General features: G+C 46.4%; 14 protein-coding genes. 7 read left to right on the top strand and 7 right to left on the bottom strand.

The window, feature by feature from the left end; translation table 11 throughout:
- Positions 1–40 precede the first annotated feature (40 nt).
- The 3 genes from QT998_RS11525 to tyrS are packed head-to-tail and all read right to left on the bottom strand — an operon-like array spanning position 41 to position 2596.
- Positions 41–625, bottom strand: coding sequence for a hypothetical protein (locus QT998_RS11525; RefSeq protein WP_333117537.1), 585 nt, complete (start codon positions 623–625; stop codon positions 41–43).
- Between the two features lie 6 nt (positions 626–631).
- Positions 632–1342 carry an orotidine-5'-phosphate decarboxylase gene (gene pyrF, locus QT998_RS11530; protein ID WP_333117535.1) on the bottom strand — a complete coding sequence of 237 codons (711 nt, stop codon included), beginning with the start codon at positions 1340–1342 and terminating at the stop codon, positions 632–634.
- Between the two features lie 42 nt (positions 1343–1384).
- Positions 1385–2596, bottom strand: coding sequence for a tyrosine--tRNA ligase (tyrS, locus tag QT998_RS11535; RefSeq protein ID WP_333117533.1), 1212 nt, complete (start codon positions 2594–2596; stop codon positions 1385–1387).
- Positions 2597–2930: 334 nt separating this feature from the next.
- Here tyrS and QT998_RS11540 point away from each other — a divergent pair, with 334 nt between their 5' ends.
- The gene (locus QT998_RS11540; RefSeq protein WP_333091402.1) at positions 2931–4850 is read left to right on the top strand and encodes a transglycosylase domain-containing protein; all 1920 of its coding nucleotides are present in this window, start codon (positions 2931–2933) and stop codon (positions 4848–4850) included.
- 247 nt (positions 4851–5097) lie between these two features.
- Here the strand turns inward: QT998_RS11540 and QT998_RS11545 are convergent, their stop codons facing one another.
- From QT998_RS11545 to QT998_RS11560, 4 genes are all read right to left on the bottom strand, one after another.
- Positions 5098–5421, bottom strand: a complete 324-nt coding sequence (locus tag QT998_RS11545; protein ID WP_194065282.1) for a DUF1825 family protein — start codon at positions 5419–5421, stop codon at positions 5098–5100.
- Positions 5422–5649: 228 nt separating this feature from the next.
- Positions 5650–5775, bottom strand: coding sequence for a hypothetical protein (locus QT998_RS11550; protein WP_333117531.1), 126 nt, complete (start codon positions 5773–5775; stop codon positions 5650–5652).
- A gap of 111 nt (positions 5776–5886) precedes the next feature.
- A complete protein-coding gene (gene lepB / locus QT998_RS11555; RefSeq protein WP_194069566.1) occupies positions 5887–6480 on the bottom strand; it encodes a signal peptidase I in 594 nt (197 codons plus the stop codon).
- 477 nt (positions 6481–6957) lie between these two features.
- The gene (locus QT998_RS11560) at positions 6958–9435 is read right to left on the bottom strand and encodes an ATP-dependent Clp protease ATP-binding subunit (protein WP_194069564.1); all 2478 of its coding nucleotides are present in this window, start codon (positions 9433–9435) and stop codon (positions 6958–6960) included.
- Between the two features lie 707 nt (positions 9436–10142).
- Between QT998_RS11560 and QT998_RS11565 the strand changes: the two genes are divergently transcribed.
- From QT998_RS11565 to QT998_RS11590, 6 genes are all read left to right on the top strand, one after another.
- Positions 10143–12233 (top strand): histidine phosphatase family protein, encoded by a 2091-nt coding sequence (locus QT998_RS11565; RefSeq protein ID WP_333117529.1) that lies wholly within the window; start codon positions 10143–10145, stop codon positions 12231–12233.
- 210 nt (positions 12234–12443) lie between these two features.
- Positions 12444–12728 (top strand): mechanosensitive ion channel family protein, encoded by a 285-nt coding sequence (locus tag QT998_RS11570; protein WP_333091408.1) that lies wholly within the window; start codon positions 12444–12446, stop codon positions 12726–12728.
- Between the two features lie 427 nt (positions 12729–13155).
- Entirely contained in the window at positions 13156–13488 is a 333-nt protein-coding gene (locus QT998_RS11575; protein WP_333195062.1) for a hypothetical protein, read from the top strand.
- Between the two features lie 183 nt (positions 13489–13671).
- Complete coding sequence (locus QT998_RS11580; protein ID WP_333218006.1) at positions 13672–14241, top strand: hypothetical protein; 570 nt, start codon at positions 13672–13674, stop codon at positions 14239–14241.
- 554 nt (positions 14242–14795) lie between these two features.
- The gene (locus QT998_RS11585; RefSeq protein ID WP_333091412.1) at positions 14796–14957 is read left to right on the top strand and encodes a hypothetical protein; all 162 of its coding nucleotides are present in this window, start codon (positions 14796–14798) and stop codon (positions 14955–14957) included.
- Between the two features lie 133 nt (positions 14958–15090).
- Positions 15091–17010, top strand: a complete 1920-nt coding sequence (locus tag QT998_RS11590) for a globin domain-containing protein (RefSeq protein WP_333117527.1) — start codon at positions 15091–15093, stop codon at positions 17008–17010.
- The last annotated feature ends 186 nt before the right edge of the window (positions 17011–17196 follow it).

A 17196-nucleotide genomic window follows, 5' to 3' on the forward strand; every position in this document is an offset into this window, starting at 1 on the left:
CACAATCTCAAAAACCCGCCCCCTTTGCTTGAAACTCAAGTTATGGCTTTGCAGGACAATCTCGCAACCACAAACGAATCGCCTCAGCAATTGCGCTTGTCTCCCCCTCTGGCGCTAACAACGGGCTAACATCCGCCGCTGTACCAAACCGAGAAACAATTTTTACTAATTCCCAACCCTTCGGGGTTTTAGCTAAAAACAGCCAGTGATATTGCTGAATTTCGACTCGCTTTCCCCCCAGATACTGCGTTTCTAAAGTAGTAATAAAAGCTTGATTGGTATTTTCAGGAAGCGCATCTTCAAAATTTAAAGGTAGCGGTTGAAACTCCGGGCGACCTGCTACAATTATTTGACGGGACACGTAACCGGGCGGTGTAGAAGTGTTAGGAGAAAAGTACGATCGTACAATTACGCGATTAGCATAACTCGGCAAATCTTGCAACAGGCGATCGACCAAAGTTTCTAAATCAGCGGGACAGGGCGATCGCGCTAACAAACCATACCGACTGGCATTTATACTGTTAGCATGATTTGTCACAAAATTAACTGCCAAAGTCGGGGTTGCAACCGCAGATATCAGCAGATAAACACAGATGAACGCTGATGGGATTTGATCTGCGATCATCTGTGTTTATCTAATCTCTTCACAAATACGCGCAAAAGCCGCCACCGGATCGTCGGAAGCAGTAATTGGCCGCCCAATCACCAGATAATCTGCACCTGCTTTAAATGCCGCTTTTGGAGTCATCGATCGCTTTTGATCGCCTCCATCAGCCCATTTCGGACGCACACCGGGACAAACTAACAGAAAATCATCCCCGCAACTCATTCTTAACTGTTCCACTTCTTGCGGAGAACAAACAGCACCAGCTAAACCCGTTTCCTTAGCCAACAATGCCATGTGTAAAGCATATTCCGGCAACTCCAAAGGTATTTTCAACTCAAAAGCCAACTGTCTGGAATTCAAACTTGTTAACAGCGTAATTGCAATCAACTTAGGACTCGGTTTATCCACAGTCGCCGCCCCTTCAGTCAAAGCCAACTGTGCCGCTTTCAAAGCATCTTTACCGCAAGTAGAATGGATAGTCAATAAATCCACATTATACTTAGCAGCAGCCCGACAAGCACCAGCCACAGTATTCGGGATATCGTGAAACTTCAAATCGAGAAAAATCCGCTTTTCCCGCTGTTTTAAAATTTCCAAAATCCCAGGCCCGGAGCTCACAAATAGCTCTAAACCGACTTTCCAGAAAGATACATCGGGGAGTTTGTCCAGAAGGGCGATCGCCTCTTCTTGACTCGAAACATCCAAAGCAACAATAATTCGATTATCAGCGTTCATCAGCGTTCATCTTCAGTATTCATCTGCGGTCAAAAAAGAGATTCAAGACACCAATCGCACAAACTTATTCTTCCCAACTTGCAAAACTTTACCGCATAATTCTGCAGGTGATTCAAAGGTAAAGTTAACATCCGAAACTTTGTCGCCCTCCAACTTCACTCCACCGCCCTGCATCAACTTCCGCGCCTCACCGCTGCTTTTACAAAGCCCGCTAGCACTAAGGATATAAAACAACTTAGCCGGAAACTGCACGTTTGCCAAGGAAAACTCGGCCACAGCATCAGCTTGTCCCGCCGCACCTTTGATTAGCGCGATCGCATCTTGTTGGGCCCGATCGCCCGCTGCTTTCCCCCAATACTGACTTACCACCTCCACAGCTAAAAGTTTCTGTTTTTCGCGCGGATTTTCGGGCAACTCATCAAGCGGCAAATTTGTCAAGAGTTCAAAATACTGGACGATCGAACTATCAGCAATTTTCTCCAACTTAGAATACATCGTCAGCGGGTCTTCCGACAAACCTACATAATTGCCCAAGGATTTCGACATCTTCTGTACGCCGTCAGTCCCCAGCAAAATCGGCATCAGCAAACCAAACTGCGGTTTCATCCCAAAATGCCGCTGCAAATCTCTTCCCACCGCAATATTAAACTTTTGGTCAGTTCCCCCCAACTCCACATCCGCTTCCAAAGCCACGGAATCGTAACCCTGCATTAGCGGGTACAGAAACTCGTGCAGGTAAATCGCATTTTCCTGCTGTATCCTGTTGTCAAATCCCTCTTTAGCGAGCATCTGCTGCACTGTCATCGTCCCCAGCAGTTCCAAAATCTTCGCCAAGTCCAATTTGGACAACCACTCGGAGTTATAGCGAATTTCCAAGCGTCCGGGCGTGTCAAAATCGAGAATCGGACGCACTTGGTCTAAATAAGTCTTGGCATTTTCCGCCACTTGTTCCTCTGTCAACTGCGATCGAACTTCAGATTTCCCTGTCGGATCGCCAATTCTTGCGGTAAAATCTCCGATGAGCAGTACCGCTGTATGTCCTGCGTCCTGAAAAGCTCTCAGCTTGCGGACGCAAATGCTGTGTCCCAGGTGAATTTCGCTCCCTGTGGGGTCAATTCCGAGTTTGACTCGCAACGGGCGATCGACTTTTGCCAGCAATTGGGCCAGATTTTCGTCAGGGTTGCTAGAATCAGGTCGATCGGGAAAAATCTCGCTGATGCCGCGGTAAAGCGCTGAAAGGTTAGGAGTTATCATAGGGGAGCGATCGGAAACCATAATATTTTGCCGGTCTTAGCGGAATCAGTTAAACTCACTGATTCACGCATACAAACACACTTATCAAGCTACCATAATCCCAAAGCGACCCAGCTTTTCTTGGCTAACCCCGCCCAAAAACACCTACCAAGCCCCCGACAACAGTAGCGGCGAACCCCAAATTTTAGACAAAGAGTTCAAACCCCCAAATTCATCTGCAGCAAGTAAATCTAAAATCTAAAATCTAAAATCTAAAATCGACTGACAGCCTCCAGAGTTCGCATCTAAAATTACAAATCTTAAGCCCAAAATCGAGTGAGGAAGTGAAATCCACGTGTCAACTAACGCAGTCCGCAAACATACGGAAAACTCAGCCCCTGTATTCGAGTTTGTTCAGTCAGTCAGCAAAGTGACCGCCGGAACCATACTCAGCATCACAATGCTAGCCAGTTCCGTAGTCGCTGGCGGACTGGTTGGCCTAGCGATCAGTTTCCGTAATTTGCCAGATGTTCGCATCTTGCAAACCTACTCTCCTACAGAAACTACCCACATTTACGACATCAACGGTAAGCCCCTAGCCAGCATCCACGACGAAGCTAACCGGGATGTCGTACCCCTCGACCAAATCTCTCCGAACTTGAAACGAGCTGTAATGGCGATCGAAGATAGCAACTTCTTCACCCACAAAGGCATCAACCCCGGCGGCATAGCCCGAGCTCTCATAGTCAACCTAGAGAAAGGTAGAACCGTTGAAGGCGGCTCGACTATGACAATGCAGCTAGTCAAAAACTTGTTTCTCTCTCCCCAGTCAAAATTTAGTCGCAAGATAGCTGAAGCGGTAATGTCCATCCGCTTGGAGCAAATTCTCAACAAAGACCAAATTCTGCAACTATACCTGAATCAAATCTACTTAGGTCACAACTTATACGGCGTAGAGACAGCCTCTCGAAGCTATTTCAACAAGTCAGCCAATAATTTGACCCTTGCAGAAGCAGCCATGCTCGCCGGCTTAATTTCCGCCCCAGAAGAATACAGTCCTTTTGTCAATTACAAGTTGTCAAAAGAACGGCAGGAAACGGTTTTAAACCGGATGAAAGATCTCAAATGGATTACGGCGGCGGAAGCCGATACCGCCCGATCGCAAAAAATTAAGCTCGGCAAAATTACCTCCTTTGGCGGCTCTAAAGTTCCTTACGTCACGCAAGCCGTAGTCCAGGAACTGACCAGGCGTTTCGGGCGAGATGCAGTCGTCAAGGGAGGAATGCGCGTTCAAACCACGATCGACCTCAAAATGCAGCGCATAGCCGAAGAAACCGTCAAAGCGTGGCACGATAGACTTTCTTACCAAGGACTTTTTTACAGCCGCGAGGAAGGTCAAATTGCCCTAGCCGCCGTCGATCCCCGCACCCACTTCGTCAAAGCAATGGTTGGCGGCGTCGATTACGAAAAGAGTCAGTTCAACCGCGCCATTCAAGCACGCCGCCAGCCCGGATCTTCTTTTAAACCTTTTGTCTACTACGCTGCCTTTGCTAGCGGCAAATACACCCCCGATTCAATTGTCTACGACTCCCCTGTCGGCTACCGCGACGGCGACGGCTACTACTACCCTCAAAACTACGGCGGCGGCTTCTCCGGTGCCGTCAGCATCCGCAGAGCTTTGGAATCATCGCTCAACGTTCCCGCCGTCAAGCTCGGCCAAGAAGTAGGATTGAATAAAGTCATTGAGATTTGCCGGACACTCGGCATCAGAAGTCCGATGGAACCGGTGATTTCTTTGCCGCTAGGTGCCGTTGACTTGACTCCCTTAGAAATGGCCGGAGCTTTTGCTACCTTCGCCAACAACGGCTGGCATTCTGACACCACGTTTATCGTCCAAGTCACTGACAGCAGCGGCAACGTCTTGCTCGACAATACACCCAAACCAAAACCAGTTCTCAACGCCTGGGCCGCAGCATCTGTCAACAGCGCTCTGCAAGGGGTGATTAACAACGGAACCGCAAGGGCCGCCCAACTCGGGCGTCCGGCTGCTGGGAAAACTGGTACAACTTCCTCAGAACGGGATATCTGGTTTGTGGGTTACGTGCCGCAGTTGTCGGTTGCAGTCTGGATGGGCAACGACAATTACGCACCGATGAGCTACGGTGCTACGGGCGGTGGGATTGTTGCCCCTGTTTGGCGAGATTTTATGAGCCAAGCTTTGCAAGGCGTTCCCGCAGAAAGTTTTAAACCTGCGTCAGCTTTTGAGCGGCCTTAATTATTAGTTGGCAGTTGGTAGTTGGTAGTTGGCAGTTGGTAGTTGGCAGTTGGTAGTTGGCAGTTGACCGTTGGCAGTTGACCGTTGGCAGTTGACCGTTGAACATGAGTCAAAAACTAGGTCTATAAGCATTCTCCCTTCTTCCTTCTTACATCTTCCATCTTCCATCTTCCGACGGACTTACATCCGTTACATCCGTTACATCCGTTACATCCCGTACATTGCTCGTTACCGAACTTCCATCTTTCTATGATTGTTTTTCCAGCTCAGATTTCATCCGCTCCAGCGTTGAGTTCATTTGCTCAAACATCTGCTGGGGCGTGATGCCAAATTGATTGAGCTGTGTTTTTAACTGCTCTACAGTCATCTGAGCCATGAAGTCCTCAGACAGCTCGAAGCGCTTCATAAAAATCCGGTAGCGCTCCATCATGGATTCCATCTGCGCGATAAACATTTTCTTGCCTTCGCGATCGAATTTGCCGTAATTCCCGCCTAGTTGGATGAGAGATTGATAGTCTTCAAACAACAGCTTGGCTTCTTGCTGAACAATTTCTGAATCAAAAAATCCCATAGCTTTCCTAATTTTTAATATGAACTAATTTTGATCTAGACGAAAAATCCCGCTGCTTTTTATACTATTTTATCAGTTGCCGGAGGAAGTCCCTACCCCTCAAGGCACAAGAATCAGTAGAAATTTCCGTACAGCAGACGGGGGAGACTGGGAGACTGGGAGACTGGGAGACTGGGAGACTGGGAGACTGGGAGACTGGGAGACTGGGAGACTGGGAGAGGGGGAGAATTACCCATTACCAATTCCCAATTCCCAATTCCCAATTCCCAATTCCCAATTCCCCCAACATTCATCCGTTAAATCCCGTACCTTGTTCGTTGGCTGAGCTTCCATCTTCCATCTTCCATCTTCCATCTTCCTCATGACCAATGACCAATGACTAATGACTGTTGACTAATGACCAATGACCAATGACTAATGACTAATGACTAATGACTAATGACTAATGACTAATGACTAATGACTTCAAACTTGTCCGATACGTTCTAGTGGCCAAAACCGCACTACAGCGCGGCCGATGATATTCTGCTGAGGTAAAAATCCCCATCGGCTAGAGTCGTTGCTGTTGTTACGGTTATCTCCCATCACAAAGTATTGATTTTCAGGGACGCGATAAGGCCCCCACTGGTATTTAGGAGGTTCGGCAATATATTTTTCGACGAGGGGTTTGTCGTTGAGGTAAACTAAACCTTTTTTAACAGCGACGGTTTGACCAGGTAAACCAATTACCCTTTTGATAAATGCTTGGTCTTGGGTAAAGCCTTGTTCTTGCAACTTTTCCGGCGGGACAAATACTACGATGTCGCCAGTTTTTGGAGGTTCGAGGTAGTAGGAGATTTTTTCGACCACGACGCGATCGCCCACGTGCAGAGTTGGTATCATAGAATCTGACGGTATGAAGCGCGGTTCCGCCACCAGCGCTCGAATCAATATTGCTAAACCCAAAGCAATAATTACGATTTGTAGATTTTCTCGCTGCGACTTCCAGGCTTTTTGCCACCAGGTTTCAGCCTGCACTTCTGCTACTTCTGTAGCTAAATTCTTTTTTTCCGATGTCATTGAGTCCTCGCTATATAATTGCCACAAATTATCTAATAAGTTGTAGAGACCTTCAAATTGTATTTCCAGAAACAATCACCTCGAATATTCAATTTAAATGCTCTACAGCTTACCTTTGAAATATATCGCTGTTAATTATTAGACTGGAATTGCAACAAATGCAAACTATCTTACAATTATCTGCGTTTATTTGCGTTTGTCTGTGGTTTCCTTATTCATCAAATATTGACGTAATATCATGTCCTGTCGATTAGCACAACAACAACGGATCGCGCGTGTGGAATTTAGTCTGCACTACGAACCAATTTTATAGTTGTCAATCGACCGTACCCGATATAATAAGTATCCTCTTGATATTAACTCATAAAAAAGGTAGAGAATTTTAATTCTCTACCTTTTTTTACGTGAAGATTTGGAGTTATTTGCAACTGCGAGATTGGTTATTTCACAACTTTACTCGCCGCACTCCACTCAATCTTACTCAGCGCCTTGGGGTAGCAATTCCCGCTTTTGACCTTGCAGCACCTTGACAATCCCGTCATCGCCCACATCCACAAGGGCGATGTCGCCGTCTTTGATGCGACCGGAAAGAATTTCCTCGGCCAAGCTGTCTTCCAACAACCGCATGATGGCGCGGCGCAGGGGTCGGGCTCCGTAGCTGGGGTTGTAGCCTTCTTCTATCAGCCGTTCTTTGAATTTCTCGGTCACTTCCATCGTGATTCCTTGTTCTGTCAAGCGGCCGAACACTTCTTTAAGCATGATGACGGCGATTTCCTTGACTTCTTCCCTGTTCAACTGACGGAAGACGATAATTTCGTCAAGTCTGTTGAGGAATTCTGGGCGGAAGTAGTTCTTGAGTTCTTCGTTAACCAAGGAGCGAATGCGGTTGTAATTAGCATCGGCTTGGTTGTCGCTGAACTCGAAACCGAGGCCGCCGCCGCCTTTTTCGATGACCTTAGAACCGATGTTAGAAGTCATGATCAGCAGCGTGTTTTTGAAGTCCACGGTGCGACCTTTGGCATCGGTTAAGCGGCCGTCTTCCAATATTTGCAGGAGCATATTGAAGACATCGGGGTGGGCTTTTTCGATTTCGTCGAACAGCACGACGGTGTAAGGACGGCGGCGGACTGCTTCTGTGAGTTGGCCGCCTTCGTTGTAGCCGACGTACCCGGGTGGAGAACCGATGAGTTTGGAGACGGTGTGACGTTCCATGTATTCGGACATATCCAGCCGGATCATGGCTTCTTCGGAACCGAAGAAATAGGAAGCAAGGGCTTTGGTGAGTTCGGTTTTACCGACGCCTGTGGGCCCGGAGAAGATGAAACTGGCGATCGGGCGATTGGGATTTTTCAAGCCAACGCGAGCGCGACGGATGGCGCGGGAAACGGCTTTCACTGCTTCTTCCTGGCCGATCAAGCGCTGGTGCAAGGTATCTTCCATGTGCAGCAGCTTTTCGGATTCGGATTCGGTCAGTTTGTTGACCGGGACGCCCGTCCAGCTTGCGACGATTTGAGCGATATCTTCTTCGGTAACTACTGGCGATGGGTCGGTGTCGCCACGGGCCGCCGAGTCGGTTTTTTTGGCTTGGGAAATAGCGCGAATTTCGGCTTTGATGGTCATTTCTCGATCGCGCAATTCCCCAGCTTTGTCAAAGTCTTGAGAACGCACCGCTTCGTCTTTATCTTTCAGGACTTGGCGGAGTTCCTTGTCAAGTTCTTTAGCTGCGGGGGGAAGTTGAGAATTGATCAGGCGTACTCTGGAACCTGCTTCGTCTACCAAGTCAATTGCTTTGTCTGGGAGGAAGCGGTCGGAGATGTAACGGTGAGAGAGTTTGGCTGCTGCTTCTAAGGCGGTGTCCAAGATTTTCAGCTTGTGGTGCTGTTCGTAGCGTTCCCGCAAACCGAAGAGAATCTCGATCGTCTCGTCAACGGTAGGTTCGCCGACCATCACCGGTTGGAAGCGCCGCTCTAGGGCTGCATCGCGCTCGATGTGCTTGCGGTACTCATCGAGGGTTGTAGCGCCGATACACTGGAGTTCGCCTCTAGCCAAAGCTGGCTTGAGAATGTTCGCTGCGTCGATCGCCCCTTCTGCCGCACCTGCACCGATCAAAGTGTGCACTTCGTCAATCACCAAAATCACGTTACCGGCTGTGCGGATTTCATCCATGATTTTTTTGAGACGTTCCTCGAATTCACCCCGGTATTTTGTACCGGCGACCAGCAGGCCGATGTCGAGAGTGACTACCCGCTTTTCTTCGAGGATGTCTGGGATATCGTTGTTAGCGATGCGCTGGGCCAGACCTTCGGCGATCGCAGTTTTACCGACTCCGGGTTCCCCGATGAGCACCGGGTTATTTTTGGTGCGGCGACCGAGGATTTGAATTACCCGTTCGATTTCTTTTTGCCGACCGACTACCGGGTCAAGCTTACCATCGACGGCCATTTGAGTCAGGTTCGAGCCAAATTCGTCGAGGGTTGGCGTTTTGGTGCGAGCGCCCCCGCCAGTGGCTGCGACTTCTGCGGTTTCTCCCAGCATCCTAATCACTTGGGTGCGGACTTTCGACAAGTCTACTCCCAGATTTTCCAGGACTCTGGCCGCGACTCCTTCACCTTCGCGAATCAAGCCTAGCAGCAGGTGTTCGGTGCCGATGTAGTTGTGTCCGAGTTGGCGGGCTTCTTCGAGGGACAGTTCTAGAACCCGCTTGGCGCGAGGGGTGAACGGAATTTCGACTGCTACGAAGCCCGAACCGCGCCCGATGATTTTTTCGACCTCAATCCGAGCATCTTTGAGATTAACTCCCATTGATTTGAGGACTTTTGCCGCCACTCCGGTTCCTTCTCCGATCAGACCCAGAAGGATCTGTTCTGTCCCTACGAAGTTGTGACCCAGGCGGCGAGCTTCTTCCTGGGCCAACATGATTACTTTTATTGCTTTTTCTGTGAAGCGTTCAAACATGGTTTATTCCCACCTGCTATGTGCCCGTTTTGAGGTCACGCTCGCACAACGAGCGTTTTTGTTCGAGTGTTAACTCGTAATGCCAATTCTAGCGCGACACTCGCACCGCTGGGCCGCACTCGGCGGCTGCGGTTGCAGATTCTAGGCTCATGTTGCAGGGTGGCTTTCAACTGGGAAGACCCAAATGGTGGCTGACCTACAACCTCCCCTAGACTGCAAGAAGATTGCTCTCCTCGGCCCGCGCCCAACCTACGACTGACTATGTATTGAGGATTCTAGCACAATCTTTTTTGGTCTCGCGCAGGTGCAAAATTGATATTTCTCAAAGTGTCGGGCCGTTTTTTTTACAAAAGTTATTAGTTAGATGGGCGATCGATCCCCTAAACACATCCTTAAGTAACAGCCTATCTCAAGAATTTGTTGGTTGGGAGGGCGAGGGCGAGCTGGGCTTTCTTTATCTAAAATTTTGCCCCAGATCCGTTGGGAATTAGGCTAGTCTTGATGTTGTGTGTTGTGCGATCGCTCCTGCATCAATTAGTGAGTGTTGCTACACTCCCAAAGGTTTAGCTCAGACTATACTCAGCACGGTCAAAGACCTTGCTTTCGTAGCAGAGTGCTTTTTGTCGTTAGCATATCTGACTTGAAAGTCGGAAACTTCAACTTTACAAAACAATCTAAATCCTGTTTAAGGGGTAGTAAAGTAAATTGTGAATACTAGAAAGTTAGATGACCAGGTACAAAGTACCGAAAATGGATCGATCAAAGTTCCAGGTACATCCCAGAATGTAACCGCCACTACTTCCGCCGCTTCAAAAACAGAATTCAATACAGAATTCAATGCAGAAGAGCTAGGACGTGTCTACTTTATTCGGCACGGTGAAAGTACCAGTAACGAACGCAACATTTTTGCAGGAGTTTTGGATGTTGACCTGACAGGATTTGGTAGATTGCAAGCGCGTCAAGCAGGTGTTGACCTCAAGAAAAAAGGTACAAAGTTTGACGCAGTATATGTCTCTCACATGAGACGGGCGCGGCAAACCTGTGAAATCGCCCTTGCTGAAAGTCAGGCACTAAAGTCGCCCGATATCCCCGTTCAGATAGACCACCGCATTAGCGAAAAATCCTTTGGCATTTTTGCGGGTCGCAACCTAAATTTGCTGCGTCTAGCCCTGGGCTACGAAGGCTTCGAGGAAATGTTGCACTCGCACAACGAAGCACCTCCGGCTGGCGAAAAGATTGCCCAAGTTTACTTTCGCGCTGCCCGTTTCTACGAGGACAAAGTTGTACCGCACTTGGAACGGGGAGAAACAGTTCTAGTAGTGTGCCACCAATATGTACTGGAGCCTCTAGCACTTTATTTAAGCGGCTTACCCCCTACAGCTTACAAACACCTGAAACTCCCCAACGGTAAAGCTCTCAGCGGTGTCGATCTCGTCAAGTTTCGCGATAAGGAATCCGGCAGTGCTGCTTCCCTGCGGAAAGAGATCAACGATCTTTCAATTATGTGGGCGATTTTGATCTATGCCACCGCCTTCTTACTGGGAAGTTTGGTAGGGGCAATCAGTGGCGGAGCTGGAGGGATTCCGTCAGCGCTATTTCGATCGATAATTGTTGCGTGTCTTGCCGCTTCAACATTTTATACCTACCTGGACATTGACTTTGCCGCCAGTAAACGCAAAGTAACTTCAACTGTGAAGTATCTAGTTTACGGGTGGATGGCAGTGAGATGGGCAGTTGGTCTATTTTTAATATTTTCTGGATTTTTATATCAGAGCGAAGCCGATTTGTACAAAGTTTTGTGGGTGCTGTTTTGGATGGTTCCGCCAGCCCTGACTTCCCCAGTTTTATCGGTGCTTTGGGGCGGTAATCTTTATCCGTCGGCTCTCTTGTCAAGAACGCTATCAATCGTTGCTCCACTGGCGCTTCTGGCTACATTGAAGGTTGCCAATTTACCCATTAACGTTGACAGCCTGATCTTTTTCGGCATCATTTTAATTTTAGGTCTGGCAATACCGGGAGCGATCGCCCAGTTTTGGCGCGACAAATCTCCTGTAGAATCAAACCACCACAGTAAAAACTGGAAATTTATCGGTGTGCTGGCTGTTGCATTAATGGCTTTGGCAACCGGGTTTCAGTTTACTCCGGCAACATTCCTCAGCGATATATTTTCCTCAACGGATACAGCGCGATCGCTAGCTTGTCTGCAACAACTGGCAATTGCAACTTTGGTCTTTGTCTCGATGCGGGTAGTAGCTACATTAACCTCAGTGTTTACAAAGGGCAAGCTAAGTAAGGCAGAAGCTCGCGATGCTTATATCTTGCTTGTGAACCCAAACTTTTTCCTTTGGGCAGCTCTTTTTATCGGTGTTAGTGCAACTACTTCGGAGGTGAAGTATGCAGTTTTTTGGGCCTCGCTGGGCTTTTTCTGCATCCCACTCATCGAACAGATATTGTTCATGAATTCATTTGGCAATGACATACTGAGAGAAACACTGCGTTCTTCGAGAGTGGCAACAGAAGATATCAAAAAGCTGTTCCTGCAATTAGATACGGATGGAAGTAAGTCGCTCGATCGAGCCGAAATTACGGAGTTGTTAGGGCTAATAGAAGATATGACAACAGGCGAACGTAGCTCTGAAGAAGTCAGAAGCTACGTCACTGATTATCTGTTCAACATTCTTGACAGCGATGGCAATGGCACTGTCGATTTAGCAGAATTAGAAGAGTACGTATCAACCTATGGGTTGGTTGCTAACCTGAACGTCGTCTCTGCTACTGCATCCCCAGTTGGAGCATAAGTGGCGATCGCCCGGAATTGATACTAATGGAGCTGACATAATTTTTGTAAATTCTGTCAGCTCCAAGTTCAATAGAGGAGCAATTTATAGATTCATTTGAGCCACTTTTCGTCAATTTCGATATTGACTTTGAAGAAAACCTCGCGAAGGTGGAGCAATTGCTCGTAGAAATTCTGAAATCGCACCCCAAAGTTTTGGCGTTTTGGCGTTTTGGCAGAGCCGGCCCCCAGCACCCAACTGTGGAGCATTGAAGACTATTACATCAGTTTGAAGGCAGATGGGTGGGTGAAAAAAGAAGATTTTTGGACAGTTCACTCAGACGTTATCCGCATGATTCAGGGACGGTTCGACTCTGAAGGCATCAAACTTGCTGCTATTCCCAAAGGTATTGAAATCGGACGAGAAGATGATAGTAATGGCAAAATTTCCCATCTCGTTTCGGAAACGTCCGTGTATCGGAAAGCAGGAGCGGTTTCGGAAAGCCTTAGAGATTGACATCTGGTAGGTTGGTCTCTCAAATTAAATGCGATAGTTGAAAGATCGGACAGCGATCGCTTGCAGCAAAAGGGACTACTTCCAGTTTATGCCATAACCCCCAAGGCGGTTGCTATATTTGTCAATATCCCTGCTATGATTATCTGCAAGCATACCGAGCTTATTAACTTTGTCTCTTGTCGATAGGAGTCGGGGTGACTAAGAATCATGTAAATTTTCCAGCGTTATTCACAAATCCAGGATTAAATGATGTTACCGACCGATGAGCAACCGTTTAAGTAAGAACTGAATCAGGCTGCATTTATTCAGAATATGTTGTATCGCGATCCTGCATTTTATGAACAAGTGTATAAAGATTGCAACGCTGAGGTATCTAAACGTATGTCCGATCGCTACCTCCAACGCTCGCCGACATCAATTTTAGATATTGGGTGCGGTCCAGGACGAGATTTGTAGGATCTGTCAACAATTTTTTCTGATAAAGATCCGCACACACAAAGCAGAGTTTGTACCGCAATGGGAATATCTGCCTTGGTGGGAAGAGTTCAAGACCATTTTAGCGCAAGCCTTAGACCTGGCTAATCTTGGAGCGCTCAATTTATTTAGTCGTCAAGAAATTTTTGAGTTGATGGGACGGGTAGCTTTAGCCGATCGGCAACTTAAACCCGAAGAAATCAAAGCAATGGAAACAGTTGCAGAAACTTTGCAGCTTGGCTTGACAACTGATGCCCTTCACGAGTGGCTGAAGTCACTCAGTTAAGGCAATGTCACGCCTAGCGATCAACTAAGCTTATGCTTAACTCAAATTACTAATAGGCTGTTTTTCACTACAAGTACGGAATAACCATTATAACCATTTGAGACGCTCTCTAATTTCACTTGAATATTACCTTCGGCAACATCTTAAATCTTTACTTACAAAGGAGCAATCATGGAACCTAATATGCAACCTCAAAAACCCGTTCAAGCCGCCGTTGAAGACTTGCAAAAAAAGCATTCTCGTCGTTCCGGCAGGCGACAGAAGTTTTTCGGTGTCCTCAAGGAAAAATATCCCAATTTTCACATTTTCTACGTTTTTTTCAACATCATTGCTATCTGGACTGGCTCTTTCACTATAGTTGACTCATGGGCTGGTGGAGAAAATTTGTTAGAAACACGCGCCCCTGAATTTTCTCCTGAAGTTATTCTGCACTATCTTAGTTTGTTAGCGCTTGGCCTGATAATGCTTCTCTTAGACGACCTATCCTTGAAGGAGTTGCTATTTGGGAGAAAAACTCCTTCAGAAAAACCTTTCGAGGCTATGAATTTTAGGGAGAAAGTATTTCATAACTTCAAAAATAAGTATCCCAGCTTGTCTACTATTTATACTCTCATTGCCATCATCTTATGTTGGTGCGGTGTCTGGGGTTTCTTTTACAAAATTCCGATGCAACCATTTTTGCGTGCTGTACTATCAGTGTTTGGCGGTTTCTTCTTGCTTTATATTGACGATCTGAAGCTGGACGAACTTTAGGGTTCTAGACCCTTTTTTTCTCACAAAGCTTGAGAAAAGAAGGGTCAAAAACTGCCAAAATGTATATTGCAAATACGAGGTGGATCGCATCGGTTTCATTACTGAAGCCGACTCTCAAAAAATAGGTTGGTTCCCGGCAGAAGTTATGGGCGATCGACCAGGTTCGTTACAGTACAACATCATTCGTTACGTTTGCGATCGCTGCCCTGTCCTATGCTATGGTTTCTATGGCGTTATCTGTAATTTGAGTGGAATTTGGCAAATCTGAAAATTACGCCTTAAACCGCTGCATTTAGGCGGAAAACCCCGTTAATTTATTTGCTCAAAACCGAAACTACGAGAGAACCCAAAAAATACTTACGTGAGTACCTTAAAACTAGAAAAAGGAAAATATCCCAATGAAGTTAGACAAGTTTGTACTAGCACAAAATATGGCATTTCTAATATCCATGCCACCCGAAAGTAATTTGGCGAAGTTACTCTCCTTTTGTTTGGCGACAAAGGTTAGAAAAAATACAACCGGAACAGAAATCTTAAGGATCACCTGTGAGCTAATGGAAAACCCATCTAATTTGCCTTATTGGACGCAAGACGTGATGGGACTCGATTTAGATTACAGTACCGAGGAGTGGAAAGCTTTAGGGGAGATGGGCATCAAGGATGCAGAAGACTTTATGGCTGCCCTGTCGCAAGAGTTGGAAAATTTGAGTTTGTAATATCTGGCCCTGGGGTCAGCCAAGAAACTGTCAGGTTCCAAACACTCTATCAAAAGCATTCATCACAGCCGGATAGTTAAAAAACCCTGTCTTTAGACAAGGGATCGTCAACTTTCAAGAGAGAAAGAAAAATATGTCTTTAAATGTTGAACTTTTAGAGCAAAGTTTCGAAAAAATCAAACCTCGTGCTGATGAATTTGCCGCTACCTTCTACGAAAAATTGTTTACAACTCACCCAGAGTTGAAACCGCTGTTTGCTACAACTGATATGGAAAAGCAAAAGAAGAAGCTGATTAAGGCTCTGGTTTTAGTAGTAGAAAATCTCCGCTCTCCAGAAGCTTTGGAGCCTGTTCTAAATGCCTTGGGAGGCAGACACATCGGTTATGGAGTAATTCCTAAATATTACAGTCCAGTTGGAGAAGCACTACTGAGTGCTTTTGAGCAGTCTCTCCAGCAAAATTGGACTCCCGAAGTAAAGCTGGCGTGGACAGATGCCTACAGAGCAATTACTGATTTGATGTTAAAAGGCGCAGGTGTAGTTTCTTCACCTGAAAAAGTTAAATTAGAAACAGAGGTAATTCCAGAAAAATCGGTGACTGTACCAGCTAATCACCAACTAGAATTAATTCCAGAAAAAGAGCCAAAATTTGCCGTAGATATACTGGAAAGCAGTTTCGAGAAAATCAAACCTCGTGCTGATGAATTTGCCGCTAACTTCTACGAAAACCTCTTCATCGCTCACCCAGAATTTAAACCGCTGTTTGCCAATATCGCTATTGAAAAACAACAGAAGAAGCTCATAAATGCTTTGGTATTGGTAGTAGAAAATCTCCGCTCTCCCGAGGCTTTAGGCCCAGTTCTGAACGCCTTGGGAGGCAGACACATCGGCTATGGGGTAATTCCTAAATATTATGGTCCAGTTGGAGAAGCACTGCTGATGGCTTTTGAGCAGTCTCTCCAGCAAGATTGGACTCCCGAAGTAAAGCTGGCGTGGACAGATGCCTACAGAGCAATTACTGATTTGATGTTAAAAGGCGCAGGTGCAGTTTCTACACCAAAGGTTGTCCCACATGAAAAAGATGTCACCCACAATCAGCCAAAAGAATCAAAGACACAATTACTGAACGAATCTAAGCCGATCGCGCCGCCAACCGAGGAACAGAAAAAGCCTTTAGTACCAATTCAGTTGGATGGTGAAATTATCCAAAAAATACTCTTGAAAATAACTGATAGTTATCAGCAATTTCAGGGTCAATCATTGGTTCAGCGATTGGGTGAAGTTCTTAAAGGAATTTTAGGAAAATTCATTGATAATTTTTGGACACAACCCGCCTGGTTAGTGGCTAGCGTTTCAGCCGTTTTGTTCATCATAATTTATGTAAACGCGGCGGAAAATTCTCTGCTGGCAGAGATTTTGGAGAGTGCTGATGCTCTCAGTCTTGTCGTTGCTTTAGTTTTATTCATTAAGGAAGCTCCCGATCGCCGGAAGCAATTTCACTACCAAGCTTGGAGTACAGTTGATGCAGCACACAGCGTAAAAGTTAGCTATGCAAGAATTCTGGCACTCCAAGATTTGAACTCAGATGGTGTTTCTCTGAGAGGTTTGGATTCTCCTGATGCAGAGTTAATAGCTATTAATCTCTCTCAGGCCAATCTGAGTGCAGCCAATTTGAGTAAGACGGATCTCAGTAATGCAAATTTGAGCCATGCCAACCTCGATAATGCTAACCTCAGTCAAGCTAAACTTGCGGGTGCTAATCTCAGTGATGCCAACCTGAGTTTTGCTCGCTTGAGTCAGGTTAATCTCAGTAATGCCAACCTCAGTGGCGCTAATTTAATTTGTGCGGACTTGAGTAACGCAAATATGAGCGGTGTCAATTTGAGAAATGCGAGTTTGAGTGGTGCTAATCTGAATAGTACCTACCTAAGTGGTGCAAATCTAAAAGGTGCTAAAGTTAGTATTTCTGACCTGAGTGGTGCTTTGCTCATAGGTGCTATTATGCCTGATGGATCGAAGTATAATTCTCTGGAAGATGGGGTCACAAATGAATAAATTGATGCCAACTTTTTTATGACTTTGAGGTCTGCTTTTCTAGTAAAATGGTGACGACCCCTGGGAGCATCTCATATTTGTAAAAATACTTCTTTTGACTCCTTCTTTCTTCCTCTTTCCTCCTGTCTCCTGTCTCCTACCTCCAATTGTTAGCTGGGCCGCAAAAGTGAGATGCTCCCATTCAGA

Origin of the sequence: Microcoleus sp. S1D4 (genome assembly GCF_036700765.1) — a bacterium.
GTDB lineage: Bacteria > Cyanobacteriota > Cyanobacteriia > Cyanobacteriales > Microcoleaceae > Microcoleus.